We start from the raw sequence: 12,178 nt of genomic DNA on the forward strand, positions 1-12,178 counted from the left end.
TGATCGAGCTTGCGGGTGTCATCGCCGCGGCGCCCATTCGGGCCGCCAGGCATTTCCACACGACACCGGATTGAATCGGGCGGGTTTTGTTATGAAGGTCACCGTCGAACGCGCGCAACTCCTGAAGTCGCTGAGCCACGTGCATCGCGTGGTCGAGCGCCGCAACACGATTCCGATCCTGGGCAACGTGCTGATCCGTGCCGAAAATGCGCGGCTGTCGCTGAAGGCCACCGACCTCGACCTTGAAGTCACGGAAACCCTGGCCGCCGAAGTCGGCACCGCCGGTTCCACCACCGTGCCCGCCCATATGTTTTACGACATCGTCCGCAAACTGCCGGATGGCTCGCAGATCGTGCTCGAAGCCGATGGCGACCGCTCGGTGATGGCGATCCGCGCCGGCCGTTCGCGCTTCACGTTGCAGACGCTGCCGGAGAATGATTTCCCGGATCTCGCCGCCGGCGAAATGACGCACTCGTTTGCGCTGCCCGCCTCCGACGTCAAGCGCCTGATCGACCGCACGCAGTTTGCGATCTCCACCGAAGAGACCCGCTATTATCTCAACGGCATCTATCTCCACGCCGCCGGCACCGCGACCGCGGCGACCCTGCGTGCCGTCGCCACCGACGGTCATCGTCTGGCGCAGATCGACCTCAAATTGCCCAAGGGCGCCGACGGCATGCCGGGCGTCATCGTGCCGCGCAAGACGGTCGGTGAAGTGCAGCGCCTGATCGAGGATCTGGAAGCCGAGATCACCATCGAGCTGTCGCAGGGCAAGATCCGCTTCACGCTTGGCAATGTGGTTCTGACCTCGAAGCTGATCGACGGCACATTCCCCGACTATGGCCGCGTAATCCCGCAGAACAACGACAAGGAACTGGTGATCGACAAGAAGGATTTCGAGAACGCCGTCGACCGCGTCTCGACGATCTCCAGCGAACGCGGCCGCGCCGTGAAACTCGCGCTGTCGGCGGGCAAGCTCGTGTTGTCGGTGACAAATCCGGATTCCGGCAGCGCGACGGAAGAGCTCGAGGTCGAATACGCCTCCGACGCGCTCGATATCGGCTTCAACTCGCGCTATCTGCTCGACATCGCTGCCCAGATCGAAGGCGAAGTCGCCGTGCTGCGCCTCGCCGATCCCGGTTCGCCGACGCTGGTACAGGACAAGGACGCCAAGGGCGCCCTCTATGTGCTGATGCCGATGCGGGTGTGAGTCTTTCAGGTGTCGTCCCCGCGAAAGCGGGGAGCCATAGCCTCCGAAGAATTAGTTGCAGCTAGGTAGCCACGACTCTGCCGTTTTAATTGTGCCGGCCGTGGTTATGGATCCCCGCCCCGCATGTGCCTTCTGCGCACTAGGCGGGGATGACAACGGAGATTGGCGCGGCGCGTTGCGACGACTTTAGCTGAGTCCCATATTCACGAATGACCGCCTCCCGCATCCATCGCCTGTCGCTCACCAATTTCCGCAGCTACCGCGCGGCATCGCTGGAGACGTCGGCGGATATGGTCGCCCTCGTCGGTCCAAACGGCGCCGGCAAGACCAATTGCATCGAAGCGATCTCGTTTCTGTCGCCAGGCCGCGGCCTGCGCCGCGCGACACTCGAAGACGTTGCGAATAACGAAGGCGACGGTTCCTGGGCAGTCTCGGCGACTGTCGAGGGTGAGGTTGGTCTCGCCACACTCGGCACCGGCATCGATGCCCCCGCGGCAGAAGGTGCGTCCACCAGCCGTCGCTGTCGTATCGACCGTGAGCCGGTAGGCTCGGCCACCGCATTCGGCGATCACCTGCGCATGGTGTGGCTGACACCAGCGATGGACCAGTTGTTCATGGGCGCCGCCTCCGAACGCCGGCGCTTCTTCGACCGCCTCGTGCTGGCCATCGACAAGGATCACTCCGGTCGCGTCTCCGCGCTCGAGCGAAGCCTGCGTTCGCGCAACCGCTTGCTCGAAGACCGGAACAGCGACGCCCACTGGCTCGATGCCATCGAGCGCGAGACCGCCGAACTCGCGGTTGCCGTCGCCGCGACGCGCGGCCAGACCGCGATGCGGCTCGGAGAGATGCTCCGCGTGCGCGGCGAAGCCTCGGCCTTTCCATCCGCACTCATCATGCTCGACGGCTGGATGGAGAATGCGCTGGTCAATGAACCGGCCACGGCGGTCGAAGATCGCTATCGCCAGATCTTGCGCGATGGCCGCCCGCGTGATGCCGCCGCCGGCCGCACGCTCGACGGCCCGCATCTCACCGATCTGCAGGTGATCTATGCGCCGAAAAACATGCCGGCGCACGATGCCTCCACTGGCGAACAGAAGGCCCTGTTGATCGGGCTCATCCTCGCCCACGCCACCCTGGTCGCGGAGATGACCGGTATCACGCCGCTCCTGTTACTTGACGAAGTCGTCGCCCATCTCGACCCTGATCGGCGCAAGTCGCTGTTCGGCGAACTCTCGAAATTGGGCGCCCAGGTTTGGATGACCGGCGCCGATCCTGTTGCTTTCGCAGATATCGGCCCATCCGGCGAGATTTTCGACGTCGCCAATGGGCATATCGCGCGGCGCCAGCCGGCCGGTTGAACCAAAGCAACACCTCCTACAACTCACTCTAAGTGCCCCGCGCAAATAATGTCGCTGCCCTTGTGGGCAGCGCTTTTGCATGCACGCAAGCAAACGCCGGAGGCTTTCAGTGATGTTTTCAAGCAAGCGCGGGATACAGCTCCCGGCCAGACACTGCCTGTTGGCCCTGCTCGTCAGCACCGCCATCGCCGGCGGCTCGCTGGCCTGCCGTGCGGAAGACGGCCTGGTGGATGTGAGAACGCTGCCGCATATCGAAGGCGCGATGGCCCGGCCTGAAGCCACCAAATACCCCAATCTCAGCGCCAGCTATTTCGGCGCAGGCAACGTCGCGGACACCATTGCCAACACCGGAAAATTACTCGCAGCCGATGGCTGGATCGCCTACACGCCGCCACTCGAGGGATCAGATCGCAGTCGCTGGTACAAGAAGGGTGCGCAGGGTGTGTCGGCCTCTTTTATGAGCGACGGCAGTAGACCCGATCGGTCGGGCGTCAGCTACAGCTCGCAGCGCCTGGAAGTGAACCTGCCTTTCCCCGATCTCGCGACCGATATCGTCTATGACGAACGGCGGCCGTATCTTGGATGCACGACGGCTGAAACCGTTGATGCGACGCTCGCCTTCTTTCAGAAAGAACTCGCTACATTGGGTTGGTCGCCGCTGTCCGCGGGCGCAGCCGAGGCGCGTTGGCCGGATGCGAAGATCGACGAGACGATCGCGAATGGCGTGCGCGTCTATTTTTCTCGTGACGGCAACACGCGGCAATTGCCGGTGATGCTGACCTTGCAGCGGAGCGCCGATAACAAGACCAGCGTCGAAATTCGCGTCGCGCCCTTCGCGCTTCCGCAAGATCTCGCTGCGGGCCCTGAATCCGCAGGCCTGCCGCGACCGGAACGCATTAAATCCGCAGGAACCACGGGCAGCGCGGATTCCATCAAACGTGAAGCGCATGCGCTGATCCCGGCTGAACTTGGCCCGGTGCTGGCCTTCTATCGCCGCGAACTCGGCAAGAAGGGCTGGGTCGAACAGAGCAAGGACACCGTTGTCACTGCCGATCGCGCCTCGCTCGCATTCACATCGCCGGAAGAGACGGCAACGATGCAGATCGGTCGCAAATACGATCTGACCACCGTGCAGATCAACGTACAGGTTCTGCCATCGGTGATCACCGCGCGCGCCAAGGCCAAGAAGGAAGCAGACGACCGCTTTATCAAGGATGCACTCGCGTTCGGGCAAGCGGCTATTGCCGAAGCGGATGCGAAGCGCGCAGCGGCACAAGCCGCGCGTGGGCCGGAAACTGCGTTGCGCGCGATGGACGGTTCGAGCACACCGATTCCCGTGCCCGACACCGCCAGCGAGATCGACTTCGACGGCGCCGATGGCAGGCTCGCATTTACCAGCTCATCAAGCGTCAGCGCGCTGGCAGATTTTTACCGCAGCGGATTGAAAACGCTCGGCTGGAAGAGCACGCCGTCAGTCATCAACAATCCCAATATGGTGGTGTTGAATTTCAGCAAGGCCAAGCAGAGCATCTCAATGACGGCGATGCAGATGGGCCCGAAGGTCAATGTCACGGCGACAGGCTCGGGCCTGAAGGGCGTGCCTGTCGCGGTCGTTGCCAACACCACCACCACGGGCAACGCCAAGAGCGCCGAACAGGTTCTCGAGTCCGATGGCGACACCGATTATCCCACGCCGAAGCAGCGGACGTTGCGATCGCTGGGTACTTCAGGGCTGCCAGGCGGCGCGCCGTTCAGACATGAGTTGAGTGCATCTGTGCCTGCGGGACTGGACTCCGTTCTGGCGTTCTACCGACGCGAACTCACGCAGCGACAGTGGCAGGAAGACACGAAGAGCGCTGTCATCAAGCCGGACAGCGCCACGCTCTCCTTCAAGGCCCCCGATGGGCCGGCCATGCTGAAGCTGGAACGCCGCAACGACGAGACCACGGTCAGTCTGGTGGTGCGCCATCCCGCAGAAGCGACGAAGGCGGGCATCCTGCCTGCACTGGGCAAGGTTCGGCTGCTGTTCGGCAATATGGGTGACACGGAAGTATCGGTCAGCGTCAATAACAAGACGATCAAGGTCGCGCCCGGCGTGGGCGGACCGCAAAATCCGAACGGTCCGACGATGGAACTGCCGCCCGGCGCCTACAAGGTCACGATCAAGGCGGCGGGCAAGCCCGGACATGACAGTACGATCAAGGTGGCGGCCAACGATAGCTGGGGCCTGATGGTTGGCCCTGACGGTCGGGATATCCTCCCGCTGCAGCTCTACTGAGGACAAAGCGCGCAAGCGCGCGCGTCCGCCACTGCATTGGGCCATGAGAAATCGTCTGTTGTAGACCACGTTCGACAGCATAAATATCTGGCCATGCTGGTATTTTTGGCCATTCATCTGTCGCGGATCGCACGCGCGTTCGGAACCGAAATGCGTTCGCTGCCGATCCCCGGGCCGCGCATGATCGATGAGGCCGAATGCATCTGTTCGGTGCTGCTGGCGATCGTCTTGTCGCACGCCATCGGCGCTGAGAATGTCGGCTGGGCCGCATTCTCCGGCTACATGGTGATGCGCTCGCACGTCACCGAAAGCTTCACCCGCGGGCTGCTCCGTGTGATCGGGACGCTCGCAGGTGCAGGGCTCGCGCTTGCCGCGGCGCCGTTCGTGCTCAAGCAGCCATTGTTGCTGAGTCTCGGTCTTCTGATCGGCGGCGGCGTCACGCTCTATTTCGCCATCGTCGGCCGCCGCGCCTATGCGTGGCTGTTCACCGGCCTCACCTTCCTGATGGTACTCATCGAAGGCATGGAACATGCGCGGGAGCCGATCCTGCGTTTTGCCTCGACGCGCGTGCTCGAAGTGCTGGCCGGTACCACCGCCTGCGTCATTGTCAGTGCGATCTCGACCTGGACAGTGCGACGCGCGCTACCGAATCCGGACAACAATCTGCGCGCCAAGCCGGTCGACCAGCCGACGCGGCAATGGCACGCCACGGTAGCGCGTCACGCTCTGGTCGGCGGCATTGCATTGGCACTGATCCCCTGGGCCTGGCAGTGGCTCGGCATCCCATCGCTCAGCCAATCCAGCATCACGATCTTCGCGGTCATGCTGGTGCCCGCCGCATCGCTGGCGGAAGGCATGCTCAGCCCGGTTTCCTCGCGCATGATGAACCGGCTGGTTGGCTGTCTCGCGGGCGGTCTGCTCGCCAGCGCAATCCTGCTGGTCAGCCAACATTCGCCTGTCGTGATGACCATCGGACTCGCGCTCGGCGTCATGATCGGCCGTCACATCGAAAATGGCCCGCCCTCCATGAGTTATGCGGGCCTGCAATTCACTTTGGCCTTCCTCGTGGTGCTGGTGCCTGACAACTACGCCAATGCCGCCCTGGAGCCCGGCTATGACCGCCTGTTTGGCATTCTGTTCGGAATGGTTCTGCTGGAGCCGGTCGTGCTGGCCGCGCATTTGATCGCCCGGCGCGGCCTCAAGGCAAACGCCGCCAAACCAGCTACGGGACTGGCCGACAAATAGCCTCTCGGATGCATGCAAGCGGGGCATTTCGATGCCCGGAACAGGCGCGAAATCAGGCTACGAAAACGGCCTCAAATCGGCTTGAAATGACGCCAAAAAAACCTATTTATTCAATAGCTTGCTGCGCGTTACTTTGCGCTAGGCGCAATGCGCCTTTCGTGGCACAAATAGAGCGATTCAGACGCCGTTTTCCGCGCTGATTCGGCACACCTTCGAAGGCCCCTACATGACTGAACCAGCCCGGCAACCCATCGCCGACACTGAGCATGCCATTCCCATCGAATACGGTGCGGAATCGATCCGGGTCCTGAAGGGACTCGACGCCGTCCGCAAGCGCCCGGGCATGTATATCGGCGATACGGACGATGGTTCGGGCCTGCATCACATGGTCTACGAAGTCGTCGACAACGCGATCGACGAAGCGCTTGCGGGTCACGCCAGCGCCGTCGAAGTTATTCTGAATGCCGATGGCTCGGTGACGGTGCGCGACGACGGTCGCGGCATTCCCGTGGACATTCACAAGGGCGAAGGCATTTCGGCAGCCGAGGTCATCATGACCCAGCTCCATGCCGGCGGAAAATTCGACCAGAACTCCTACAAGGTATCCGGCGGTCTGCATGGCGTCGGCGTGTCCGTCGTCAACGCGCTGTCGAGCAAGCTGATCCTTCGCGTCTGGCGCAACGACAAAGAGCACCGCATCGAATTCGCCCATGGCGACGCGGTGGCGCCGCTCTCGGTGGTCGGCGATGCCAATGGCAGGCGCGGCACCGAAGTGACATTCTATGCCTCGGCGGAAACATTCACGACACTCGAATATGATTTCGCGACACTCGAACATCGTCTGCGCGAGCTCGCCTTCCTGAATTCCGGCGTCAACATCAGATTGTCGGATCTGCGTCATCCGGTCGAGAAGACCGAGAACATGATGTATGAGGGCGGCGTCGAGGAATTCGTCAAATATCTCGACCGCAACAAGAAGGCGATGGTGCCGACGCCGATCGTGATGCGCGCCGAACAGAGCGGCATCAGTGTCGAAGTCGCGATGTGGTGGAACGACAGCTACCACGAGAACGTGCTGTGCTTCACCAACAACATCCCGCAGCGCGACGGTGGTACCCATCTGGCCGGTTTCCGTGGCGCGCTGACGCGTCAGGTCAACGGCTATGCCGAAGTTGTCGCCAAGAAGGAAAAGATCGCCCTGACCGGCGACGATTGCCGCGAAGGTCTCACTGCCGTCCTGTCGGTGAAAGTGCCCGATCCGAAATTTTCATCACAGACCAAGGACAAGCTGGTGTCCTCGGAAGTGCGTCCAGTGGTCGAGAACGTTCTCAACGAAGCCCTCGCCTCGTGGTTCGAGGAACATCCGACCGAAGCCAAGATCATCGTCAGCAAGGTGATCGAGGCCGGCGCTGCCCGCGAAGCCGCCCGCAAGGCCCGTGAACTGACCCGGCGCAAGGGCGCGCTGGATATCGCCTCCCTGCCCGGCAAGCTGGCCGACTGCCAGGAGCGCGATCCTGCCAAGTCCGAACTGTTCATCGTCGAGGGCGACTCGGCAGGCGGCTCCGCGAAACAGGGCCGCAACCGCGAATTCCAGGCCGTGCTGCCGCTGCGCGGCAAGATCCTCAATGTCGAGCGCGCGCGCTTCGACAAGATGCTCGGCTCCGAACAGATCGGCACGCTGATCACAGCGCTCGGCACCGGCATCGGCCGCGACGACTTCGACCTGTCGAAACTGCGTTATCACAAGATCATCCTGATGACGGACGCCGACGTCGATGGCGCGCATATCCGCACGCTGCTGCTGACGTTCTTCTTCCGCCAGATGCCGACGCTGATCGAAGGCGGCTATCTCTACATCGCGCAGCCGCCGCTTTACAAAGTGACGCGCGGCAAGTCCGAGCAATACCTCAAGGACGAGCGGGCGCTGGAAGATTACCTGATCGATACCGGTCTCGACGACTGCATCTTCAAGCTCGCTTCGGGCGAGGATCGCACAGGCCGTGATCTGCTGGCGCTGGTGGAAGATGCTCGCATCATCCGCGGCACGCTCAACAATCTGCACTCGCGCTACAATCGCAAAGTCATCGAGCAGGCTGCAATCGCTGGCGTGCTCAATCCGAGGGTCACCGCTGATCTCGCCACCGCCAATGCCGCCGCCGACTACATCGCCAAGCGGCTGGACGCGCTGGCCGACGAAGTCGAGCGTGGCTGGATCGGTGAATTCCGCGAAGGCCAGGGCTTCTTCTTCGAACGCACGATTCGCGGTGTGAAGGACGTCTCCTTCATCGATGACGCCCTGCTCGGCTCCGCCGATGCGCGCAAGCTCGACGAATATGCCGGCAGCCTGCAGGAGGCCTATCCGAAATCCGGTGTCCTGCGCCGCAAGGACATCGAATTCCCGATTCACGGCCCCGTCTCGCTGTTCGAGGCCGTCACCGACGCCGGCCGCAAGGGCGTGGCCCTGCAGCGCTACAAAGGTCTGGGCGAGATGAACCCCGGCCAGCTCTGGGAAACCACGCTCGACACCAATGAGCGTTCGCTGCTGCAAGTCCGGGTCAAGGAAGTCGATGAGGCCGACGACATCTTCACCAAACTGATGGGCGATGTGGTCGAACCGCGCCGCGAATTCATCCAGGACAATTCGCTCAGCGCGAATGTGGACGTGTAAGCGTATTGCACCCTAGAGATAAAACTGAAAAGGCCCGCCATTCTGGCGGGCCTTTTTGCGTTTATCCTACTTCTTCACCAGCGGGCAGCGCGACTGCGCCAACGGCTGAAACGCCTGATCGGCGGGTACTGTGGCGAGCAGCTTGTAGTAATCCCACGGCGCCTTCGACTCGGCGGGCTTCTTCACTTCGAACAGATACATGTCGTGGACCATACGACCATCTTCGCGGATCTTGCCGTTCTTGTAGAACACGTCATCGACGGGCAGTTCACGCATCTTCTTCATCACCTCTTCGGTGCTGTCGGTGCCGGCGGCCTGCACGGCTTTCAGATAATGCAGTACCGATGAATATGTGCCGGTCTGAAGCATGTTCGGCATGGCGTTCACCTTCCCGTAGAAGCGCTTCGACCACTTCCGCGTCTCGTCGTTCATGTCCCAATACGACGCCTCGGTGATCGTCAGCCCCTGAGCCTCTTTCAATCCGAGACCGTGAACGTCGTTGATAAATCCCGCCAGCGCCGAGAGCTTCTGGCCGCCTGCCGTCAAGCCGAACTCTGCCGCCTGCTTGATCGAGTTAATGGTGTCGCCGCCGGCATTGGCGAGAGCCACAACCTTGGCCTTGGACGACTGTGCCTGCAGTAGGACGGAGGCGAAGTCCGCGGTCCCGACCGGGTGTTTCGTTGCACCGGCGACCTTGCCGCCCGATGCCTTGACGACATCGCCAGTGTCCTTCTCGAGGCCTTGACCGAACGCATAGTCCGCCGTCACGAAATACCAGGTATCGAAACCCTGGCTGACTAGCGCCTTACCTGTGCTGTTCGCGATCGCGAATGTGTCATAGGCCCAATGAACCACATAGGGTCCACACACCTCGTTCGTGATCCGGGTCGATCCCGGCGAGCTCAGCGTGATGATCTTCTTCTTCTCCTTGGCGATTTCAAGGACGGCCAAAGCAGGCGACGAGGACGCAACGTCGAGAATGGCATCGACCTTGTCGGTATCGAACCATTTGCGTGCAGCGTTGGCGGCAATGTCCGGCTTGTTCTGGTGATCTGCGAATACGACTTCGACCGGCATGCCGAGGACCTTGCCGCCGAAATCCTCCACGGCCATCTGCGCCGCAGTCACGGCACCCTTGCCGGTAATGTCGGCATAGACGCCCGACATATCCTCGATCACGCCGACACGGACGACGCCATCCGAGACCTGTGCGTTCTGCGCCAAAGCAGAGACGGTGCAAAGAAAAACGCTGGCAATCGCCGTCGTAAAGCACACACCCAGTTCAGATCGTCTCATATCCTCCACCCCTTTTACGTTTTTGATTTTTCAATATGCCTGCAACGCGCGATCTCTCCAGGGACCTATCGCATCGTCACTTCCCGTTTCCTCTGTTCGCAAACGCAGCCAGGCCACGCTTGGCATCCGCACTCGTGAAGGTGCGCTGACCGAGCGCGGCCTCCACGCGAAATGCTTCTGCGAGCGGCAGGTCCTGAAGCGTCAGCGCCGCTTCCTTGATGGTCTGGATGGCGATCGGACTCAGTGCCGCGATCTTGGCTGCCATCTCATAGGCCAGCGGTTCGACTTGATCGGAATCGACAACCCGATTGACGACGCCTTTGGCAAGCATGGCATCCGCGGAAAAGCGCTCTGCCGTCAGCATGATCTCCATGGCATGTGCGTAGCCGATCTGCCGGACCAGGCGCACGAGCGTGCCTCCCGCCGGCACGAAACCGTGCTTCGGTTCGGGCAGTTGAAAGACAGCGTCGCGCGCCGCGATCCGGATGTCCGTCGCCAGCAAGATCTCGAACCCGCCGCCCATGCACATGCCGCGAATGGCGCTGATGACCGGCTTATAGAATCCGGGAAACTTGATGTGGGCCGGGTCCCAGGCAGAGATGTCGATCGTGTCCGCCGCAAGTGCAGGAATAGACTCCCGGAGGTCAGCACCGACGCAGAAGGCGCGATCGCCCGCGCCGGTCAGCACTACGGCCCGGATCTCATCGTCATCCTTGATGGCGTGGAATGCGCGGCCGAGGTCGTCATACATGGCGAGCGTCAGCGCATTCATCTTGTCCGTCCGGTTGATCCGGACAGTTGCGACGTGACCGTCCTTGGTGAAATCAATCGCCATCAGATCGCTCCCGACGCCTTGAGACGCGCCAGCTCGGCCGCCGTGACATCCGCCAGCCGGGAGAGAACCTCTGCATTGTCCTCGCCAGGTAGCGGCGCTTTTTCGAACGACATCTGTCCCGCACCGGATAGCTTGATCGGCAGGCCGAACATGCCGATCAGCTTTCCGGCGATCGGAACGTCGACGATCATGTTACGCGCAGCGATGTGCGGGTCTTCCACCACTTCGGCAATGGTCTTGATGGCGCTGAGCGGAATCTTGTCGCCGGCCATCTCCTCGAGTTCGGCCTTGGTGTAGTTCGCGAACCAGCGTTCCAGCAGCGGCTTGACCCTGGTCTCTGCCACCGCGTGATCGAACCGCTTCTCCATCGTATCGATGGCAGGATCTTTGGCCTGTTCCGGCTCGCCGAACAGCGTGCAGGTAATCGCCCAGAACTTGTCGGTGTAGCCGCCGAAGAAAACGTAGCCGTCCTTGCAGGGAAACTGGCCATAGGGCCGAACGAACGGATGATCGTTGCCCAGTGGCGAGGCGACCTCTTTCTGCGCGGTGTAACGAACCACGGCGTTCTCGGTCAGTGTCAACACGGAGTCTTGCTGAGACACATCGACCACCTGACCGACGCCGGTCTTCTCCGCCTCTCGCAATGCTGCGAGCGTTCCGATAGCCGCATAGAGGGAAGCGGCGAGGTCGCCGATGATCGTGCCGACGCGCACCGGCGGCAGATCGGCATAGCCGTTCATCGACCACAGGCCGCCGGCCGCCTGCCCCGTATTGTCATAGGCCGGCTTGGATGAATTTGGACCTGTGCGACCGAAGCCACTGATAGCGGTGTAGACGAGCCTGGGATTGAGTTCGCGCAGCACCTCGTAGCTGAGGCCAAGCTTGTCCATCGTGCCGGGACGGAAGTTCTCAACGAGGATGTCGGCCTTCTGCACCAGCTTCTTCAGCAGGGCCTTGCCATCATCGGATTTGAGATTGAGCGTGATGCCGCGTTTGTTGCGATTGAACTGGGTGAAGAAGGCGCTGAGTTGCTCATCGTCGTTGCCGACGAAGGGTGGAAAGGTCCGCGCATAATCCGGCTCTCCGGGATGCTCCACCTTGATCACGGTGGCACCCAGGTCTGCGAACAACATCGAGCAGAATGGACCTGCGACAACACGCGTGATGTCAAGCACCGTCACGCCCTTGAGAGGACCGTTGCGCTCCTTGAGCCCACCTATCTTTTCTGCTGTGTTCACATCATCCTCCCAGTCCATACGAATATCCGCCGACAACATCGGCACGCATG

Annotated in this window: 8 protein-coding genes; 5 read left to right on the forward strand and 3 right to left on the reverse strand. The window is 61.7% G+C overall.

The window, feature by feature from the left end:
* Nucleotides 1-91 precede the first annotated feature (91 nt).
* The 5 genes from dnaN to gyrB all read left to right on the forward strand — a co-directional run bounded on the left by dnaN (nt 92) and on the right by gyrB (nt 8,759).
* Nucleotides 92-1,210: a DNA polymerase III subunit beta gene (gene dnaN / locus BLW80_RS09030; protein WP_089263411.1), complete on the forward strand. Its 1,119-nt coding sequence runs from the start codon at nt 92-94 to the stop codon at nt 1,208-1,210.
* A gap of 209 nt (nt 1,211-1,419) precedes the next feature.
* The gene (gene recF, locus BLW80_RS09035; protein ID WP_093757689.1) at nt 1,420-2,568 is read left to right on the forward strand and encodes a DNA replication/repair protein RecF; all 1,149 of its coding nucleotides are present in this window, start codon (nt 1,420-1,422) and stop codon (nt 2,566-2,568) included.
* A 160-nt stretch (nt 2,569-2,728) separates the two neighbouring features.
* Complete coding sequence (locus BLW80_RS09040; RefSeq protein WP_139285797.1) at nt 2,729-4,846, forward strand: hypothetical protein; 2,118 nt, start codon at nt 2,729-2,731, stop codon at nt 4,844-4,846.
* Nucleotides 4,847-4,939: 93 nt separating this feature from the next.
* Nucleotides 4,940-6,091, forward strand: coding sequence for an FUSC family protein (locus tag BLW80_RS09045; RefSeq protein WP_093757691.1), 1,152 nt, complete (start codon nt 4,940-4,942; stop codon nt 6,089-6,091).
* 226 nt (nt 6,092-6,317) lie between these two features.
* Complete coding sequence (gyrB, locus tag BLW80_RS09050) at nt 6,318-8,759, forward strand: DNA topoisomerase (ATP-hydrolyzing) subunit B (protein ID WP_093757692.1); 2,442 nt, start codon at nt 6,318-6,320, stop codon at nt 8,757-8,759.
* A gap of 66 nt (nt 8,760-8,825) precedes the next feature.
* Here the strand turns inward: gyrB and BLW80_RS09055 are convergent, their stop codons facing one another.
* The 3 genes from BLW80_RS09055 to BLW80_RS09065 all read right to left on the reverse strand — a co-directional run bounded on the left by BLW80_RS09055 (nt 8,826) and on the right by BLW80_RS09065 (nt 12,128).
* Entirely contained in the window at nt 8,826-10,055 is a 1,230-nt protein-coding gene (locus BLW80_RS09055) for an ABC transporter substrate-binding protein (RefSeq protein ID WP_093757693.1), read from the reverse strand.
* A 76-nt stretch (nt 10,056-10,131) separates the two neighbouring features.
* Nucleotides 10,132-10,890: an enoyl-CoA hydratase/isomerase family protein gene (locus BLW80_RS09060; protein ID WP_093757694.1), complete on the reverse strand. Its 759-nt coding sequence runs from the start codon at nt 10,888-10,890 to the stop codon at nt 10,132-10,134.
* Nucleotides 10,890-12,128: a CaiB/BaiF CoA transferase family protein gene (locus BLW80_RS09065; protein ID WP_244528078.1), complete on the reverse strand. Its 1,239-nt coding sequence runs from the start codon at nt 12,126-12,128 to the stop codon at nt 10,890-10,892. The genes BLW80_RS09060 and BLW80_RS09065 overlap by 1 nt, the downstream gene beginning before the upstream one ends.
* Nucleotides 12,129-12,178: the final 50 nt, after the last annotated feature.

The organism is Tardiphaga sp. OK245 (genome assembly GCF_900108575.1).
Classification (GTDB): domain Bacteria; phylum Pseudomonadota; class Alphaproteobacteria; order Rhizobiales; family Xanthobacteraceae; genus Tardiphaga; species Tardiphaga robiniae.

Bases quoted from the DNA above. Each gene is read 5' to 3' on its own strand.
- dnaN (WP_089263411.1), top strand. From the start codon at position 92: ATGAAGGTCACCGTCGAACGCGCGCAACTCCTGAAGTCGCTGAGCCAC.
- recF (WP_093757689.1), top strand. From the start codon at position 1,420: ATGACCGCCTCCCGCATCCATCGCCTGTCGCTCACCAATTTCCGCAGC.
- BLW80_RS09045 (WP_093757691.1), top strand. From the start codon at position 4,940: ATGCTGGTATTTTTGGCCATTCATCTGTCGCGGATCGCACGCGCGTTC.
- gyrB (WP_093757692.1), top strand. From the start codon at position 6,318: ATGACTGAACCAGCCCGGCAACCCATCGCCGACACTGAGCATGCCATT.
- BLW80_RS09055 (WP_093757693.1), bottom strand. From the start codon at position 10,055: ATGAGACGATCTGAACTGGGTGTGTGCTTTACGACGGCGATTGCCAGC.
- BLW80_RS09060 (WP_093757694.1), bottom strand. From the start codon at position 10,890: ATGGCGATTGATTTCACCAAGGACGGTCACGTCGCAACTGTCCGGATC.